An 18,532-nucleotide genomic window follows, 5' to 3' on the forward strand; every position below is an offset into this window, starting at 1 on the left:
GATTTTTTACAACATTGTATAAAACCAAACTTAAAATACCAGTTATTTAATATTCGTGTTATTTAGTGTAATTTTTTAATATTTTTTCATGTGCTATTACACGAACTTTTTCTGTTTTTTTACACTATTTAGCGCGAGCATCTGCTATACTGGATGTATCACAGCGAAGGAGGACCGATCATGTATAGAAAAATCTTTGACTTTCTGGAATTCTGGAAAGAAAGCAGCCATCGCAAACCTCTGATTTTACAGGGGGCGAGGCAGGTCGGGAAAACCTATTCTATTCTCGAGTTCGGACGTACACACTATGAGAATGTGGCCTACTTTAACTTTGAGACAAACCCGAAGCTGAGCGAGACCTTCGATGAAGACATCAGCCCGGATTATCTGATTCCTATCCTCTCCCGTATCGCTGATCAGACCATCGTAAAAGAAAAAACGCTGATCGTATTTGATGAGGTGCAGCTCTGTGAAAGAGCATTGACCTCTCTCAAGTATTTCTGCGAGAGCGCGCCGGATTATCACATCATCGTCGCCGGCAGTCTGCTCGGAGTCGCAGTGAACCGCTCGAAATTCTCTTTTCCTGTCGGAAAGGTCGATATGAAAACGCTCTATCCTATGGATATGGAAGAATTCATGCTGGCGCTCGGTGAAAAGGAACTGGTGGAGAGAATCCGGCAGAGCTTCCAGACCGATACCCCGCTGCCGTCTGCATTACACGAAGCAGCCATGCAGTTCTATCGTCAGTATCTGGTCGTCGGCGGCATGCCAGAGTGTGTGATGCAGTTCGTGAACACGAAAAATTATATTCTGGTCCGGCATACACAGGATACCATCCTTGCCAGCTATCTGAATGATATGAGCAAGTATAATACCCTGAATGAAATCAAAAAAACGAGGCTGGCCTACGACAATATCACAGTGCAGCTCTCAAAAACGAATACCCGCTTCCAGTATAAGCTGCTGAAGAAAGGCGCACGCGCTTCTGAATTTGAAAACGCGATCGAATGGCTCTGCCTGTCCGGCATCGTGTCGCAGGTCTACCGGGTGGAGCAGATCAAAAAGCCGCTTGACAACTACCGGGATATCGATGCGTTCAAAATCTATGTATCTGATCTTGGACTTCTCTGCGCGAAAAAGGATGTCGCCGCCGATGATATCCTCTATATGGTGGATGAAATCAACGACTTTAAAGGCGGTATGACGGAAAACTATGTTCATGTTCAGCTCACCATCAACGGCTACCGTAGCTACTACTGGACATCCGAGCGTGGAGCTGAAATCGATTTTGTGATTCAGCGCGAAGGTCAGCTTATTCCGATCGAAGTCAAATCTGCCGACAACACCAGAGCGAAAAGCCTGCGGATTTACATGGACAGCTACAAGCCTGTGTATGCCATCAAGCTTTCTGCGAAAAACTTCGGCATAGAGAATAATCTGAAGATCGTTCCGCTCTATGCCGCATTCTGTATCTGAACTGCCCGGTCTGCTGTCATACTATAAGCTATGCGGAAGCCGTATTTTTGACGAAGATGGAGGATAAGAACCATGGAGAATTTGAGAACGTTTCACGCCGGTGATCTCGTCCGGCACTTCAAACGAGAGACGCTTGACCTGACGAAACCGGAAAATAAAACCCGCTATCTGTATCGCATCATCGGTGTCGCCACACACTCCGAAACCCGCGAAGCACTCATGATCTACCAGGCCCTCTATGACGACATGGGCCTCTTCGCCCGTCCATATGACATGTTCATGGAAGAAGTGGATCATGAGAAGTACCCGAATATCCGGCAGAGTTATCGCTTCGAAAAGACAGACGATCGCATCTCATGATGCGATCGCCATAAAAATCGAGAAACAGATAAGGCAGATTTCCAGTCAGAAACGCTGAACTTGAAATTGCTACGACAATTTCGTCTCGAAATTTCATGAAAAGCCGTTTTCTTGAATTTTCGTTTGCGCTGCAATTTCAAGATAAGCTGTTTTTCTGAAATTTCCATTCAGCCCAGGGTATCGGTGCATTCAGCTGAAAGATCATTTTAATCACCCAGAGTTCCAGCAGCAGGGTCAGAATCGGAATGACACAGGAGGTCACCAGATAGATGGCCATGGCATCTACAAAACCGTTCAAGGTGTCCTTGAATTTTGACATCAGCGTGGCGCTGCCGCCCTTTACTTTCTGAACGAATGTGGACCAGAGGCTCGAATCCTCCTGATCTGCCTGGTCTGAAACGCCCTGCAGTGTAGCTGCATTGGCATCTGCTTTTTCCAGCGTCTGCTGAATTTCATCGTGGTACTGTGTTTCGATCACATGTGATATATAGACGCTCATCGGAACCCAGAGGCTTAATACGACAGAAAGCGCGATGATTTTCAGGGCCATTTTCTTCAGTGGATAGCGAATATAACCGCTGATACCCAGAAGTACCAGACCGATAGGCAATAGGAGTTCAAATACCACAAAACCGGTCAGTGCGACCAGAAATTTCTCGATATAGATCACGCATAGAATAATCAGAAAATACCCGGACAGATCCGCCAGCTTTTCCGCAATCGGCGTTCCGATATCTCCCGGAATCAAGGTAATGGCCGCGGACGCTGCCACTGCAGACCCAGCCAGCTTTTCGACATTGACCTTCTTCTCGTTCAGCGACTCTGTAATGGGCGCATAGGATTCCGGTTTGGAAAACGTCGTACCAAGATATGTCACAGAAAACACAGCGCCCAGCAGGCAGATAATCAGTATAATCAGTGGCAGATTTATTCTTCTCTCTTCAAGCATTTCTATCCCCTCAGTTTTTCTCAAATTCCACAGCGACGGTATAATCCGGACAGATTTTAGAAACCACCGGCTGATAGATTTCCCATACGCTCATCTTCGCCATCCGATCCGCATTTTCCATGGCATTTTCTTCGAGCAGTTTCTGTTCCATCTGCTTTCGAACGTCCAGAATCACTTCCTTCCGGGCATCCTCCGTGAGCTTCAGATCACCGATCGAGAAAATACCCACATGCTCCGTTTCACCAGCCTGTGTTTCATCCTCGTCAATATCCAGCTTTTCCACCGCATGCGGCACATAGATCGTGAGGGTTTTCTGTTCTTTATTGACGGAGAGATGCTGTTCATTGAAATTCGAGAGATCCACCGTATAGGTGGCCGTTCCGGAATACTTGATGTACTGATATTTTTCTCCCCACTTAAACGGCGCTCCGCCTTCATCCGTGATTTTCGTTACATCCGACACCTTCTGAATAAATACCTGCAGCTTTTTCTGCTGCTCTGATTCACCGAGCACAGCTTCCTTCATCGAGAGGATGAGCTTTTCGTCCGCATTGACCTGTGCCTCTTTATCCCATATATCGTCCACCGTGGTTTCGATCTGGTCCGCAGTCTTCTCCGTCTTCGACGAAAATGCTACCTTCCATGCATGAATACATATGCCGGCGATAAATACCACACCTATGATTCCAACGATGATTTCACTTCGAAGTGAATGCTTCTGTTCCATAATCTTCCTCAATGAATAAACAAATCCTGCAGCCTAAAGTAATATGCTAAGCGATAATCTCAGCCCGCGATCGCCATAAAAATCGAGACGCGGCAGTGCAAATGTCACGCGATAAGATAGATATTCTGCTTATCCACACAAATACTGGAAGTATGGTTATAGATCTGAATCATATCCTCCATTTTGTTTACAAACACTCTGGTTCCAGGATTGCTTAACGCAGAAAATGTGCTGATCGCCTTCATTTCTCTCTCGCACGCTTTATTTTGCAGCAGTTCACCTTTTTCCTGAAGGAATTCATCCACAGAACCTTCTTTGACCACCGGAATGCTTCCGATTAATTTTCCAAGCGTTTTACCTGTCGAAGCGACTCGTTTTACGATGGCTGTCTCGGCGCCAGCATTGCCCAGTCTCTCCAGATACAGAGACCCCTTTTCAAACTGCTCACGGTAGGAATCCGACAATGCTTCTATTTCCTCCTTTATCTTATCGATATATTCTTCCTCGAAATTGCCACTTAACATGATTCCCATCAAGGATGCCAGTGAAAATATAAACAAGGATAACCTATAGTACTTAAACTTCTTTTCCAGATCCGACAGCGCCCGATCAATGTCTTTCTGCGCCACAATCATGTGTTTCGCCGAAATCGTACCCGCTATCTGCTTGGAATACAGACGGATATTTTTTCTGGCCCGGTTCTGAATATCCAGCGCCAGCTTATGGTTTCCTGCAACGGAGACCTCATTGTCCCAGGTATATTTGTAGTTAGCTGCGATGTTCGTCAAAGAATCTACATCCGCTTCAATCTGAGATTCATTTTCCGCCTCAAGAAATGACAGGATCTTCTTCTGCGTTTCGCTGATTTCCGATAAGTCCTTTTCAATCGAATACATCGCCGCGGCCATCATCATCGTTGCCGGATTAAAGGCGGCAACCGTTTGTGCACTGGCAGGCACTGCGCCAACCTGCTCGAACTTTGCCATTTTCGATCTACCTGCCGCTGTTTTTAGTGCACCCCAGGCGTTTCCATCTCGGGCTATTTTCAATACATCTCCAGGTGCTGCATTCGCAATCTTATAAAATCCATCTACAGGAATCGACATCGTCTGTGTCACCGTATGAAACGCCGGCACAAGCAAAGAAATTCCCGCTCCCAATGTTGACAACTCCGCAACAGGGATGCTGAACACTATATGGTTCTGAATGTCATGTTCACCATCCTGCTGAGACATCGCCACAAGTGAATTCAGATGCATATCGTCCATAGATTCAACGATTTCGTGATTATTATATGTATTCATAGAACTTGTTCCTCTGTTATTAAATCAAGTCAACTTCCGTGCCCTCGCCTAACCAGCTTATTCTGATGATGATTTCAAATCGTCAGCCTGCGATCGCCATGAAAATCGAAAACAGTCCGACGACCAGGATGATCGGCAGGAAAACCACTGCAAGTCCGCATACACTCACTGCCAGGATGCCGACGATCAGCCATCCGAGGATCCCCCAGACCCATCCGATCACCTTGCCGACGACGCGGAACGTAAACAGCGTGAGCTTAAACATAAGAATCATCAACATAATAACAACGATCATACTGAAAATGCCGAATGCACCAAACATCTCTATTCCTCCATCTTGTGCTGATATTCATCATTGCATGTCATATTCATTTTAACTCTGAAACAGAAGAAAAAAAGGGAAAAAAACTACCATTACAAAAAGCGGAGCAGTATCTTGCTACTACTCCGCCTGAAAGGAGGTTGGGCGAAACTTTTCGTCGTCTCGCCACAACTGATATGGTAAAAGAATCCATGCCCTTCGCTCTATATTATAGAGTTTCAAAAAGGCAGGTTTCTGTATACCCAAATTCATTCCGTATACGATTCAGTGATTTCCGTCAACAGCCATATTGTTCTATCTGAATTCACTGAAGCATACTGAAAACGCCATTTACGGCGGTTCCTACCAGGGCTACGACCAGGCAGAGATAAATCGTAATGATGATGCCGATAATCAGCGCAATCAGGGATACGATGAAACCTGCGGTCCGGATTCCCTCTGTGTTTCCTTCCTTCTTCGCATTTCCGGCCAGCACCAGTCCTACGATGCCCAGAACGACGGAAATAAGGCAAGTATATCCGAAAAACCATAAGACGATGCCGATGATGCCGCACACCAGGCTGCCGATGGCGAGCCCATGCCCTGCATCGGCTGATTTTGCTTTTACCTCCGGCTGCTGCCGGAATTCAGAAACGGTCGGCGGTGTGGTATTAACCTCCACACTACTTTCAACTGCTGCGCCACATTTCGGGCAGAATTTCACACCATTTTCAAGTTCACTTCCACACTGTTTACAAAAAGCCATCATGATCCCCCTTCTTTGCTGTTCTTACGTTTCCTGCATTGCCTGCAGGAACATTCAATAAAATACGCTTGTGGATATTCACTGATTTCTCTGTAAGTATCCGGCTTTACTATGACACCGTTCCCCACGGAACGGTCAAGGACATACGTCATGATGAAGTTGCACGTTTTTCTGCTTCAATCAGCTTTGTCAGATTGACGATTTCCTGTTCCACACCATCCCGCTCTTTTTGAAGACGCGTCATCGCCGTCTGCAGAATACTTAGACGATGTACATTTTGATCGTCGAGAAGCTCACGGATTTCCGAAATGCGGAGCCCGGCCTCTCGATACTGCAAAATGCATCGAAGTCGTGCGATTTTCTCGTTGTCATACAGCTTCACCTGCTGCGAGGAAACTCTTTCGGACGGCTTCAGCAGTCCGATCTGATCATAATAGAAAAGCGTTTTTCTGGTAATGCCCATCTGCTCACAGACTTCACCGACCGTATACAGCTTTTCTTCTTTCCTGTACGTTTCTCCCCTGTTTTCCATTCTGTTCCCCTCCTGTACATAGAGTACCCCGGGGAACACTTCATTTATATGCCCAAGTTTTTTCCAAAAATCCATGCGATAAAAGACGTTCAAAGGCAGGATCATGATTTTTTATTTTTCTCTTCTTCGATTTCCTTCCGCCGCTCGTCGATGGCATGTGCGAAATCCACGTGATCTACTTTGCGCACGCCATGTCGATAGTCTTCTTCGGTCTCATAGATCTGGTCGATGCCGATCGGGTTTATGTATCCGCACTGTGTGCACGTCCATTCCGGCAGATGATCGTCGAAGCCTTCCTGTTCATTCAGATGTGCTCTGCACTGGTCGCAGTACCACTCGATGCCGGGGAACTGCTTATCGAGATCATCGCCCGTATAAAAGGAGTGGTAATTCTCCGGATAAAATAAATAATTCAGCTTATCCTCGATATCTTCTGTGGCTCCCTGCTGCCGATAAATGGCGATGAACGAGCTGTCATACATTCTTAATATCCGTCCTGTTTCATTCCGCAGAAGCCCTCCGGTCAGAAGCCACAGGTAGGCATTGCGAAGCCCTTCATAGGACTCCAGATTCATCTGATACGCCGCATTATAGAGGATGCTGTCAAACACTTCATCGTCAAACGGGAATGGTTCTGTTTTTCGATGATAGTCATCGAGGCTTTTCCGATAATGGATGAGCTCATAGAGATGCTCGAGAAGAAACTGATACATCTCCTCCAGCTGATCATCCGTCAGGCGCTGAAAGAGCTCGTCCACATGATCCTTCAGACGCGGCGTCAGCTCCATATCGACGATAAACTGTTCCACGACATGCTTCTGGATCAGCTCCGCTGTTTTCCGCTCCTTCTCCTTATTTCCCGCAGCGGTTCCGGTCAGCCTGCCCAGAATCTGCGAGACCCGTTTACTCTCTCCGGAATACAGTCTTCCCTTATAGCGCACCGCATGGATCTTATACTCCAGATCCTTATACTCGGCAGGCACCTTCGTATTTCCATCCGATTCATCCACCGCGATGACCAGATCTGGAAACCATGTATCCAGAAGATCCATCTGCTTCGGCATCTTCTCCCCTACGAAGTCATAGTAGATACCGGCAATGTCACCAAACCTTAACTCTTCCTGCTCCATAACGAATCTCCAATTCACACTTCAAGTGTTTCTGTTGCATTATATTTTACGAGTGCCTCCGCCTTAAATCTAGTGTAAAAAAACAGCCGGAGAACACCGCCATGTGTCTCCAGCTGTTTTTTCGTATGATCTTCTGTTTTCTCAGATCGTCCGCTTGATGGTGAGCAGTCGCATCGAGTTCAGGATGCAGAGGACGGCGACGCCGACGTCTCCGAAGACGGCGATCCACATGTTCGTGAGGCCGAAGGCGGTCAGGATGAGGATGAGGATCTTCACGAGGAGGGCGAAGACGATGTTCTGGGTCGAGATGGCGACGGTGCGGCGGGCGATGCGGATGACGATCGGGATGCGCATGAGGTCGTCGTCCATGATGACGACATCTGCGGCTTCGATCGCGGCGTCGGAACCCATCGAGCCCATCGCGATGCCGACATCCGCGCGGGCCAGCACCGGCGCGTCGTTGATGCCGTCACCGACGAAGGCGAGTTCTGCCCTGTCCTGCTGCCGTCCGTGCCGGTCGAGCTCCGTGAGCAGTGCTTCGACCTTTTCGACCTTCTCCTGCGGGAGCAGCTCGGTATAGACGCAGTCGAGTCCGAGTTCCTGTCCGACCGCCTCACCGACCGCCTTTCGATCACCGGTGAGCATCACGACGCTCTGCACGCCCTCGCGCTTCATCTCCGCGATGGCGTCCTTCGCCTCCGGCTTCAGCTGATCCCGGATCAGGATCGCGCCGAGGTAGCGGATGCTTCCCTTCTCTTTTCCAGTGCCAATGCTTCCGCCGTCTGCACCGTCACTTCCCGTGAGGTTCCCGCCTACGGCAGCCGCAGCGCTGGTATCTGCCGACCGGCGTTCTTCTTCCACGGCCACATACGATACCGTCGCGGCGGCGTTCGTCGCTTCCGTGAAGTCGATGTCGTAGGCCTGCATGAGCTTCGCGTTGCCGACGAAGATACGGCGACCCGGGAGGGTCGCGATGAGACCCTGGCCAGAGACATTGACCGTGTCCGTAACGAGGGCAGTGTTGATTTCCGCGCCCGGCACCTCCGCCGCGTACGCGTCGCGGATCGACTTCGCGATCGGGTGGGTGCTCATGCCCTCGGCGAGGGCGGCCATGCGGAGAAGCTCGGCCTTTTCGACGCCAGGAGCCGGCAGGACCTCGGACACCTGGAAGTTGCCTTCGGTCAGGGTACCGGTCTTATCCGACACGACGGTATGGAGGTGCGAGAGCAGCTCGAGGTAGTTCGAGCCCTTCACGAGCACGCCGTTCGAGCTGGCCGCGCCGATGCCGCCGAAGAAGGCGAGCGGAACGGAGATCACGAGGGCGCACGGGCAGGACACGACGAGGAAGGTACATGCACGGTAGATCCAGGTCGCCGGATCGCGGGTGAGGATCGACGGGATGATCGCGAGGGCGATCGCGGAGTACACGACGATCGGGGTGTAGACGCGGGCGAAGCGGGTGATGAAATTCTCGGTCTTCGACTTCTTCTCGGAAGCGTTCTCGACGAGCTCGAGGATCTTCGAGACTGTGGAATCCTCGAAGGCCTTGGTCGCCCGGACGCGGAGGAGTCCCTCACCGTTGATGCAGCCGGAGATGACCGCCTCGCCCGCATGAACGCTCCGCGGAACGGACTCGCCGGTGAGCGCTGCGGTGTTCACCATGGACTCACCGCTCAGGACCTCGGCGTCGACCGGGATCTTCTCGCCCGGCTTGATCACGAGGATGTCGCCGATCTCGACGTCGTCAGGATCCACCGTCTCGATGGACCCGTCCGCGCGCTCAACATTGGCCTCCTCCGGAACGATGTCCATGAGACTCGCGATGTTCTTGCGGGACTTTCCGAGGGCGTACTTCTGGAACCACTCGCCGACGAGGTAGAAGGCCATGACGGCGACGGCCTCGGAATTTTCACCGGTTGCGAAAGCACCGATCGTCGCCACGAACATGAGGAGCGACTCGTCCATCGGCTGGCGGTTCCGGATGCCGAGGAGCGCCTTGCGGACCACGTCATAGCCGCACAGGAGGTACGGAATCAGGTACGCGATCAGGCTCGGGAGGCGGTGCGCGAAGATCAGCGGGCAGAGGCCCGTCTTATCCACCACCATCATGGCGAAGAAAATCGCGAGGGCGGTGAGAATTTTCTGCAGTTCCTTCTTTAATTTCGGTTCCATAACTCTCCTCTTTTCTGTCAGTTTCATGTCTCCGTGCTGTACATCAGCTTCGGTTCCGGCTGTTTGTGGCTGTTTTCATGCACCGTGGCCCGGTTTATCTCGAAAAATGTCCGAAAAAACCACGTCCACCGGCGCAGCTGCACCGTATGGGCGTGGGAAATATGCATGCCCATACAGGCGGGCGCAGTCGAGACGCGCGAATTACAACTCAACGGCGAAATCCGGCTCGATCTTCTTTCCGACCTCGATCGCCTGCTGGAGGATCGCGTCGAACTGCTCGTCGGCGGCCTCGAGCGTAAACTTCTGAAGCATGAAGTTTACCTTCGCATCCTGCACGCCATCGAGCTTCTTGATGGCATCCTCTACCTTCGCTGCACAGTTTGCACAATCGATCTCACACTTGAATTTCTTCTTCATAATGGTCCTTTCTTCGTCGGTTTTTACTCCTCGATATGCTCCTTACCCATCGCGATGATCGTCTTCACATGCTCGTCAGCCAGACGGTAGTACACCGCCTTTCCATCCCGGCGGGAGGTGATGAGCTTGCTCACCTTCAGAATCTTCAGCTGATGTGAAACCGCGGACTGGTTCATCTCGAGGTCATCACAGATCTCTGTGACGTTCTTCTCACCCTGGAAGAGATCAAACAGGATCTTGATCCGGGTGGAATCCCCGAAAATCTTGAAAAGCTCTGCCAGATCGCTGAGCTCATCCTCGGAAACATTCTGAATAAGATGAGATATTTTCTTTGTGTCGTATGCGTTCGGCATGGCTTCCTCCGTTTCGTTCATAGCGATTTGATATCAGATAGATGGATTCTGGATGCGGACACAGTATCGGCGCTCCCTCGAGCGTGCCTTCAATGTGTTCAGCGACGATCGTCACGCCGCATCAAATGAATTATCGTTCATATGAATATGTTATCATATGTTGTGCGGATGTCAATATATTTCTATAAAAATTCAGCGAGAGGATTCTTCGTCCCCTCGCTGAATCAAAATGCATATTCCTGATAGCTGTCGTCCGCCGTGTTGTAGCGGAGTGTCCCGTACGCGCAGCTTTCGTTCAGACTGCCGTCGTCTCCTTTCGTGTAGTGAACACTGGAGAAACCGATGCGGTTCGCGCCCGGGTTCGAGAGGCGGTAGCCATCCTCACGGAAGAGCTCCGTCGCGCCACTGTCATCGAAGCGGTAGATGAGGCTGGTGCTGTCGGTCTGACGGGTGGCGCTGAGTCCACCTTGATTCGCGCCGGCGTCCGCCGCATAGGCTGCTGCGCTGTGGGTGCCGGAAAACAGTGATGTCCCGGCACTCGTGTTCACCGCATCCGTGTCCTCATCTTCCCAGTAGACCGTCGCTGCAAGCTGGAGTCCCACATCCGTCTCGAGCTTCAGAAGTTTCGCGCCGGTCACCACCGGGGCACGCATGCTGTCGAAGGTATAAACCTGCTCGCCATTCGCAAACCACCAGCTGAGTGTATAGTCCGTACCGCTGCTGAAGCGCATCGCATCGCCGTCCTCGCTTCCGTCCGGTGCCGCATAGATCGCGCTCCAGTCGCTCGCAGCCGTCTCCTTCGGCGGAGTGCAGTGCAGGCTGAGGGCGACGAGGTCGCGCACGCCGTCCCCATCGAAATCTCCATAGAGGTAGTCGGCAATGCTGTCGTCCGTCACGTCGTGGATCTGCGCCAGCAGCTGCTTCGCCGTACAGTTACGTGGCTTCGGCGGCTCCGCATCCTCACTTTCCGTCGTTTCAGCCGTCGACTTCGCTGCACCGATGATATCGCCGGCCGTCGTCGCATGCTCGGATGCAGATTCGTCTGTACCCGCAGGACCGACCTCCGTCGAATCGAGATGCGCTTCCGTATCCGGAGCCGCATCTGACTGATCAAGATGCAGATGACCATCCGTGGTCGTGCCCGTCGGACCATCCGCGTAGCTGACGATCTCCGCGTCGTCTGCATTGGCCGACGCCGGATCCTCGGCCTCGAGGACCTCTGGATCGGTCAGCGCTGCACCGGCCTCCAGTTCTGCACGCGTCGCTTCGATCGCCTGCAGTGCGACGTCGGCATCCTGCAGCATCGTCATCGGGTAGCGTGTCTGCTCATCGGCGATCCAGGCGCGCATGGCCTTCACGACAGAGTTGTCATAGACCGGCTCACCGTTGATCTGATGCGCGCCGATCTCGATGCGCTTCATAAAGTGGCCCGTCGCATCGAAGCCGTAGATGCGGTGACCGCGGATGCCGTCGTGCGTGATCAGGTACTCCTGGCCGTCGTTCAGGGTCTCCGTCGCGAGCTCGTAGATCACCGGCTGGCCGACGCCGCCCATGATCGAATCGATGTACATGTGAAGCTGGCCCTGCGCGTAGCCGTAAACGCGGAAATGGTAGCTGCCGTCCGTGGGCTCACGATAGCCCGCCACGAGCTCGTCGAGGCCGTCACGGTCGAAATCGATCAGCTCGAGGAGGCAGAGGCCGCTGAGATCTGCGAAGTGGCTCGCGTCGAGGTCGAGGTAGCCCTGGGCAGATTCGATCGCCGCCGGTGTGCCGAAGCTCGCTTCCAGCTCGTCGACCGCCTCGAGGTAGGCCTGATAGGCGTGTGGCACATTATCGAGCGTCTCATCGATGAGTGCCGTATCCTCGCCTTCCTCATCACCGGCCGCCGCAGCGTCCGGCGCCGGCTCCCCGGCAGCAGCGTCGACGTCAGCGGCGCTGCTGTCTGCCGCTGCACTCGTCGTTTCGGCCTCGTCCGGCCCACCGCTGCCCGCTTTCTTCACGTACAGGACGGTCCCGACGGCACTGACGAAAAGAAGTAGCGCGACCAGCGTCACTGCCATCGGCAGCCCGGCTTTCTTTTCAGTTTTCCTCGCCATCGCGCACTCCTTTCCACCTATTCGTTCATCTTAAGAATTTCGTAATGGGGTCTGACCCCATAAAGTCCAGTTTAGAATCTGTTTAGAAAAATTTAATGGGGTCAGACCCCATTAACTGGACCCCATTAACTGCGCCTGTCGGCGCACCCCATGATTACAAGGAGACAATGCCATTATATGCGCCTACGGCGCGGGCATTGTCGTTTGATTTTGCCAACTTCGTGGCAAAACGGCCTCGCCGCCCGGGGGCATCATGGGGTCCCCGCGCCTGTCGGCGCACCCCATGATATTTACCAGTGCAGCCGGTGCAGTTCTCCGCGTTTTTCCAGGTTTTCGAAGTCGTTCTGGCGGTAGGCTTCGTAGAGGAGGATCGCGGCGGAGTTGCTGAGGTTCAGGGAACGCATGTCACCCCACATCGGGATGCGGATGCAGGACTTCGGGTGCTGGACGAGGATCTCCTCCGGGATGCCGGCGGATTCCTTTCCGAACATGATGTAGTCATTCGGCCCGAAGTGGACGTCGCTGTAGACCTGCCGGCCCTTCGTGGTCGCAAACCAGAGCTTCGGTGTCTCGATGGTCTCCTGAGACCAGTCCGCACAGTGCGCCTGACCGGCGTACATGCCGTCATCCCAAAGGCTCGCCACATCCACCGGCGCCGGCTCGCCATCCTTTCCGGCACCATCGCCCTGCGCAGCTCCGCCAGCTGCCGAGGCATCCGCAGCACCATCTGCTGCCGGATCGCCTGCATTGGCCGGCTCGAACTCGTCGGCGAAGTGGAGCTCCGGGTGCTGCGCGAGGAAGTCCTCGTAGTCGAGGTACTCGTGGAGATCGAGCTTCGCCCAGTAGTCCATGCCCGCACGCTTGATGTAGCGGTCATCGAGGGTGAAGCCGTACGGCCGGATCATATGAAGCGACGTGTGGGTCGCCACGCAGGTGCGACCGATCGCACCGGTATTGAACGGAATTTCCGGTTCATGAAGTACAACATGTAGCATAAAATCACCTTTCCCGGCATGTCGCCGAAGCCCAGCACCGCGCATGCTCTCCATCTGGCATGCCGCCGAAGTCCAGTCCCGCGCACGCCCTCACTCCGGCATGCCCGGGCATTCGACGCCGTACACACCTGCGCGCCACCGACGCGCTCATACACTCCGCGAAGGCCTACGCCTCCCCATCCGACAGTTCTTCCTTCTGATCATCCACGAAATACCCGGCGTCGCTGTAGCCTGGCAGGTGGCCGATGGACTGGTGCTTGACCGTGCGGTACTCGTCGTTCGAGCGCCAGTACGGGCAGTGCCGACGGCGACCGCCCCACATGTGGGCCATGTCGTCCTCGTCGATGTCGGCCTCGCAGACATACTCCTCATCGTCGTCATCGTAGACGTAGTTTAAACACATTTCACATTCTGACATAATCTTTCCTTTATTTCTTCTTCCGGCTCTTCCCGCTCGTCACGCCGGCGCGGGTCGCCTCCAGCAGCTCCGTGTTGTCGCAGCTCGGGCAGAGATCCCGAAGGAAGCACGCGCCACAGTCCGGGCGCGCCGACATACAGTAGCTCCGTCCGAGTGAGATGATGTGCGTGTTCCAGCGGATCCAGAACTCCTCCGGCACCGTCTCCATGAGCTGAAATTCGGTGCGCGTCGGGTCGCTCGACGCCGCGAGTCCGAGACGGTTCGAGATGCGCTTCACATGCGTATCCACGACGAGCGCCGGCTTGTTGTAGATGTGGCCGAGAATCAGGTTCCCCGTCTTGCGGCCGACGCCCGGGAGCGAGGTGAGCTCGTCAATGCTGTCGGGCACGACGCCGTCATAGCGCGCGAGGAGATCGGCGGCGCAGGCCTTGATGTTCCGCGCCTTGTTATGGTAGAAGCCGGTGGAACGGATGTCCTCCTCGAGCTCCTCGATCGGCACCTCGGCGAAATCCTCGAGACAGGTATACTTCTTAAACAGCTTCTCGGTCACCATATTGACGCGGGCATCAGTGCACTGTGCACTCAGAATCGTCGCGAACAGCAGCTGCCACGCATTTTCACTTTTCAAAAAAATCGGCGGCTCGACACCATAATGCTCATCGAGCCGCTTCATGATCTCCCGGACGCGCTTCTCCCGCGCCTCCGGGCTCTCTCCCTTTACAAACATCTCGTCCTCTTTCCGATCACCCCGTCATGGCATCATCTTAAGAATTTCGTAAGGGGGTCTGACCCCATAAAGTCCAGTTTAGAATCTGTTTAGAAAAATTTAATGGGGTTAGACCCCATTAAATTCCGGCGTCACAGCGCCAGGGTCACGGTGCGGCCGGTCGGCTGGTACTGGTAGTAGCGGACGCCGGCGGCATCGAGCATGCGCTTGCTGGCTCGGGTCGACGGCGTGTCGCCATACTTATCAGAGTAGTAGATCAGCGTCCGGATGCCAGCCTGGATCAGCGCCTTCGCACACTCGTTGCACGGGAAGAGCGTGACATAGAGCTTACAGCCCTCGAGGGAACCGCCGCGATAGTTGAGGATCGCGTTCAGCTCTGCATGCGTCGAGTAGAAGTACTTCGCATTGTACGGGTCGTCCTCCGCATGGATCTTCGTCCACGGGAAGGCGTCATCGGAGCAGCCCTGCGGGAAGCCGTTGTAGCCCATCGAGAGAATCTTGTTCTCCGGGCTCACGATGCAGGCGCCCACCTGGGTACTCGGGTCCTTCGAACGGCGCGCCGACATCTCGGCGACCCCCATGAAGTACTCATCCCAGGTGATATAGTCTCGTCTCTTTCCACTCTCTTCCATCTCATTCTCCTTTATTTGTAACGGTTCAGCTCAGGGACCCCGGCTTAGATCTCACCGATCTCGGAGTGCTGTGCCTCCGTTGCCATCCTCCGGGCCCCTGTCTAAACGCTTGCCTTTATTTATCCGCGTGCGGCTGCAGGCCGGCGAGCGGGGAGATGCCGTTCCGGAAAACATCCGTCGGCTGATCATCCGCGCAGACCTCCAGCATCCCGGCGGACTTCCGCATGCGGTTCATGAGCGCGAAGCCCACGCCGCGATCACTGTAGCTCTCGGCGTAGATCCGCTCCGTGCCGTCCTCGTCGAACTCACGCAGCACACGGAACAGCTCATGTGTCATCGACAGCGGATCGCTTCGGCGACCGATCACCTTGATGTCCGCACGGCGGTCGCCCGCACTGAGGTAGCGCGCCCGCGTCTCCTCGCAGCAGATGATCCCGACCCGGAGGCCGGCGGCTTCGTCCGCATCCACGAGTCGGTCAATGCAGGCGGCCACCATCTGATCGGCTTCCGCGCGTTCCTCCTCGGAGAGCGCATAGTCACGCTCCTTCGATAGCCGGGTCGTCACAAGCGCCATGCGCGCATTCGGCGCATAATGCCGGTACTTCATCCCTGGTGCCTTCGGGTGCACACCCTCCTTCACGCCGCCGGCGATGATGGCCGGATCGATCCGGACCTCGGTGCCGAGCGTCTCGGACAGCTCCTCCACGGTGATCGCACCTGGTCGAAGCAGGGTCGGTACCTCACCGGTGAGGTCGAGGATGGTAGACTCGACGCCGATACCCACCGGGCCGTCATCGAGGATCATCTCGATCTTTCCCTGAAGATCATGGTACACATGCGCCGCTTCCGTCGGACTCGGCTTGCCGGAGGTGTTTGCACTCGGTCCGGCGATCGGCACACCGGCCGCCTTGATAAACGCGAGGGTCACGCGGTTCTCCGGGCAGCGGATCGCGACGGTCTCGAGGCCGCCCGTCGTTTCATATGGCACGATCGCCGCCTTCGGCAGCACGATCGTGAGCGGTCCCGGCCAGAACGCTTCCATCAGCTTCCGCGCGCTGTCCGGAAATTCCGACACGAGCGGCGGGACCTCGTCGATACAGGAGACATGCACGATCAGCGGGTTATCCGACGGCCGTCCCTTCGCCGCATATATCTTCCGGCTCGCCTCCGGATCCAGTGCATTGCCCCCGAGACCATAGACTGTCTCGGTCGGAAATGCCACGAGGCCGCCCCGGCGGATGATTTCCGCCGCCTGCTGCACGCCTTCCATACCTTTTACGATTGTTTCCATCTTAACTTCCTTCTATCTTTCAGCGTCTGCGCCGAAGCGCATCCGCATCTATATTCTCTGTACCTGCACCACGCTTCAGGCGCAGTGCGTCCACGCTCACGCTGCCGACATTCCACGGCTCAGTTCTGTGCCGCGCTGTCTGCATTGAGATTCAGTATACTCCAGAAACTCTGCGGCTCCTGTCCGAGCTTCCAGCCCGCGACGCCCGCACAGCCGGCTTCCTTCACGGCATCGACCTTCCGCTGCATGGACTGATCATCCTCCATCCAGACCTTCTTGATCTCCGTGCCGTCGGTGATCTCGCCGTAGTTCTGGCCGAGGTCCTCCTGCCACTCGAGCTGCACGCCCTTCTCCGCTACCCAGTTTAGTGCGGTCTGGACGCTGAGCGCCTCGGAGCGGGTCTTGCCATCCGCACCGGTGATCCACACGCGTGTATAGAATGGGAGGGCAATGATGACGCGATCACTGTCCATGGCGCTGCTCGCTTCGCGGATGCCACGCTTTACGTAATCGATCGAAGCCACCGAGCCTTCCTCGCTGCCGGCATAGTGCTCGTCATAGCACATGATGACGACGTAGTCGATGCACTCGCCGAGCTCCTCGATGTCGTAGTGACTGTTGTAATTATATGGTACATAGCAGTCCGCAGACAGCACGAGTCCCGCCTCACGGCAGGCGACGCCGAGCTCCCGCATGAACTGAATATACGCGCGGCCGAGGCCGGTCGGGATCAGCTCGAAGTCAATGTTGAGACCATCGATGCCACCCGCGACGGCGGTGGACACGAGGGAAGCGACGAGCTGCGCACGAAGCGCGGTGTTCTCGAGGAAGACCGACTCGTCGATGTTTCCGGCGTCGAAGTTATTGACCACGGCCCAGACCTGGTAGCCGGCTGCATGGGCTGCCTGCACATAGTCCGCACTCCAGTAGGAGGTGAAGGTACCCTGATCGGAATTCAGGATGAACCAGGTCGGCGCGATGACATTCATCGTGCTGCCCGGCTGCGAGGTCGCACTCGCGAAGCTTGCGTTGCCCGCCTGCGAGGTCACCTGATGGAAGCCCATCACGACCTTCTGATCGAGGAGTTTATGTGTATATTCCGGCGCAGTGAACGTGCTTTCCGGGGTCACCGAACGCTCGTCGGAGAGACGCTTGTTCCGGAGCCAGCCGATATAGCCGTCTTCGGTTTCAACCCGTGACCAGTTCTCCATCGCCTCGAGGATTTTAACATTGGCCCCCTGCTCGAGCGTCGTCAGCACCGGTGATTTCACGCCACCGAGGAGACGCACCGCCTCCTTCTTCTGAACGGTCGCCTCGGTATACGGCGAGAAGTCGTCGAAGATGAAGATGCGCTTCTGCTCTGCGCTCACGTAGCTCGTGAAGCGGATGTTTGTGTGTTCCGCGACGAGCTTTACGTTCAGATACAGATTTTCCGTGCCGTTTCCGAGCTTCAGGAACGGCGTCGAGCCATCGCTCAGTGTGTCGCCGATCCCGTACTTCAGGGTCTCGGTCGGCATCGTATAGAGGACCTCCGTCGCATCCGAGGCCCAGAAGAAACGGCGGTTCAGGTTCGACATCACCCACTCATACGGGAGGAAGACGCCGCCGTTCACACACTTCGCCAGCACGAGCTTTCCGTTCTCATCCGCCTGCTGCTCCTCATCGAGGTAGATCGTCACCTCATCGCCGCTGACACCGAAGTAGTCCGCCTGGTCGGCGAGCTCCTTCGTCGGCGCATATTTTTTCTCATAGATGTATCCACCGGCGGCACCGGCAAACACGAGGAGCATGAGAAGTCCGATGATCGCCGGCATGAAGTGCTTTCCACCGCCCGGCTGCTGCCGGCGACGGGAGCGCTGATGCGGATCCACAGATATTCTTTCCCT

The 18,532-nt window shown here is 54.6% G+C and carries 18 protein-coding genes and 3 pseudogenes; 2 read left to right on the forward strand and 19 right to left on the reverse strand.

Going from position 1 to position 18,532, the window contains the following annotated elements; all coding sequences use genetic code 11:
* Positions 1 to 180: 180 nt before the first annotated feature.
* A complete protein-coding gene (locus ACK8P7_RS04875; protein ID WP_410043108.1) occupies positions 181 to 1,476 on the forward strand; it encodes an ATP-binding protein in 1,296 nt (431 codons plus the stop codon).
* A 72-nt stretch (positions 1,477 to 1,548) separates the two neighbouring features.
* Positions 1,549 to 1,836: a DUF1653 domain-containing protein gene (locus ACK8P7_RS04880; protein ID WP_410043109.1), complete on the forward strand. Its 288-nt coding sequence runs from the start codon at positions 1,549 to 1,551 to the stop codon at positions 1,834 to 1,836.
* A gap of 136 nt (positions 1,837 to 1,972) precedes the next feature.
* Here the strand turns inward: ACK8P7_RS04880 and ACK8P7_RS04885 are convergent, their stop codons facing one another.
* The 19 genes and pseudogenes from ACK8P7_RS04885 to ACK8P7_RS04975 form a co-directional block, all read right to left on the reverse strand.
* Positions 1,973 to 2,785 carry a beta-carotene 15,15'-monooxygenase gene (locus ACK8P7_RS04885; protein ID WP_410043110.1) on the reverse strand — a complete coding sequence of 271 codons (813 nt, stop codon included), beginning with the start codon at positions 2,783 to 2,785 and terminating at the stop codon, positions 1,973 to 1,975.
* A gap of 10 nt (positions 2,786 to 2,795) precedes the next feature.
* Entirely contained in the window at positions 2,796 to 3,512 is a 717-nt protein-coding gene (locus ACK8P7_RS04890; protein WP_410043111.1) for a DUF4230 domain-containing protein, read from the reverse strand.
* A 104-nt stretch (positions 3,513 to 3,616) separates the two neighbouring features.
* On the reverse strand, positions 3,617 to 4,816 hold the full coding sequence (locus ACK8P7_RS04895) for a hypothetical protein (protein ID WP_410043112.1): 1,200 nt from the start codon (positions 4,814 to 4,816) through the stop codon (positions 3,617 to 3,619).
* An 82-nt stretch (positions 4,817 to 4,898) separates the two neighbouring features.
* A complete protein-coding gene (locus ACK8P7_RS04900) occupies positions 4,899 to 5,111 on the reverse strand; it encodes a hypothetical protein (RefSeq protein WP_410043113.1) in 213 nt (70 codons plus the stop codon).
* Between the two features lie 331 nt (positions 5,112 to 5,442).
* Positions 5,443 to 5,799: a hypothetical protein gene (locus ACK8P7_RS04905; protein ID WP_410043185.1), complete on the reverse strand. Its 357-nt coding sequence runs from the start codon at positions 5,797 to 5,799 to the stop codon at positions 5,443 to 5,445.
* 18 nt (positions 5,800 to 5,817) lie between these two features.
* Positions 5,818 to 5,886, reverse strand: a pseudogene (locus tag ACK8P7_RS04910) (zinc-ribbon domain-containing protein); the annotation flags it as partial.
* A 145-nt stretch (positions 5,887 to 6,031) separates the two neighbouring features.
* Entirely contained in the window at positions 6,032 to 6,520 is a 489-nt protein-coding gene (locus tag ACK8P7_RS04915; RefSeq protein ID WP_410043114.1) for a MerR family transcriptional regulator, read from the reverse strand.
* A complete protein-coding gene (locus ACK8P7_RS04920; RefSeq protein ID WP_410043115.1) occupies positions 6,517 to 7,545 on the reverse strand; it encodes a hypothetical protein in 1,029 nt (342 codons plus the stop codon). The genes ACK8P7_RS04915 and ACK8P7_RS04920 overlap by 4 nt, the downstream gene beginning before the upstream one ends.
* A gap of 141 nt (positions 7,546 to 7,686) precedes the next feature.
* Positions 7,687 to 9,717 (reverse strand): heavy metal translocating P-type ATPase, encoded by a 2,031-nt coding sequence (locus ACK8P7_RS04925; protein WP_410043116.1) that lies wholly within the window; start codon positions 9,715 to 9,717, stop codon positions 7,687 to 7,689.
* A gap of 201 nt (positions 9,718 to 9,918) precedes the next feature.
* A complete protein-coding gene (locus ACK8P7_RS04930) occupies positions 9,919 to 10,134 on the reverse strand; it encodes a cation transporter (protein ID WP_410043117.1) in 216 nt (71 codons plus the stop codon).
* 23 nt (positions 10,135 to 10,157) lie between these two features.
* A complete protein-coding gene (locus ACK8P7_RS04935) occupies positions 10,158 to 10,487 on the reverse strand; it encodes an ArsR/SmtB family transcription factor (RefSeq protein ID WP_410043181.1) in 330 nt (109 codons plus the stop codon).
* Positions 10,488 to 10,711: 224 nt separating this feature from the next.
* Positions 10,712 to 12,583: a hypothetical protein gene (locus ACK8P7_RS04940; protein ID WP_410043118.1), complete on the reverse strand. Its 1,872-nt coding sequence runs from the start codon at positions 12,581 to 12,583 to the stop codon at positions 10,712 to 10,714.
* A 290-nt stretch (positions 12,584 to 12,873) separates the two neighbouring features.
* Positions 12,874 to 13,143 (reverse strand): annotated as a pseudogene (locus ACK8P7_RS04945) (tRNA (cytidine(34)-2'-O)-methyltransferase); the annotation flags it as partial.
* 222 nt (positions 13,144 to 13,365) lie between these two features.
* Positions 13,366 to 13,578 (reverse strand): annotated as a pseudogene (locus ACK8P7_RS04950) (tRNA (cytidine(34)-2'-O)-methyltransferase); the annotation flags it as partial.
* A gap of 166 nt (positions 13,579 to 13,744) precedes the next feature.
* A complete protein-coding gene (locus tag ACK8P7_RS04955) occupies positions 13,745 to 13,981 on the reverse strand; it encodes a DUF6472 family protein (RefSeq protein WP_410043119.1) in 237 nt (78 codons plus the stop codon).
* A 25-nt stretch (positions 13,982 to 14,006) separates the two neighbouring features.
* Complete coding sequence (gene nth, locus ACK8P7_RS04960) at positions 14,007 to 14,723, reverse strand: endonuclease III (protein ID WP_410043120.1); 717 nt, start codon at positions 14,721 to 14,723, stop codon at positions 14,007 to 14,009.
* Between the two features lie 131 nt (positions 14,724 to 14,854).
* Complete coding sequence (locus ACK8P7_RS04965; RefSeq protein ID WP_410043121.1) at positions 14,855 to 15,355, reverse strand: deoxycytidylate deaminase; 501 nt, start codon at positions 15,353 to 15,355, stop codon at positions 14,855 to 14,857.
* 115 nt (positions 15,356 to 15,470) lie between these two features.
* Positions 15,471 to 16,646 carry an L-threonylcarbamoyladenylate synthase gene (locus ACK8P7_RS04970; RefSeq protein ID WP_410043122.1) on the reverse strand — a complete coding sequence of 392 codons (1,176 nt, stop codon included), beginning with the start codon at positions 16,644 to 16,646 and terminating at the stop codon, positions 15,471 to 15,473.
* A gap of 119 nt (positions 16,647 to 16,765) precedes the next feature.
* A complete protein-coding gene (locus ACK8P7_RS04975; RefSeq protein WP_410043123.1) occupies positions 16,766 to 18,517 on the reverse strand; it encodes a glycosyl hydrolase family 18 protein in 1,752 nt (583 codons plus the stop codon).
* Positions 18,518 to 18,532 lie beyond the last annotated feature (15 nt).

Origin of the sequence: Oribacterium sp. P9 (genome assembly GCF_046365365.1) — a bacterium.
Lineage (GTDB): Bacteria > Bacillota > Clostridia > Lachnospirales > Lachnospiraceae > Oribacterium.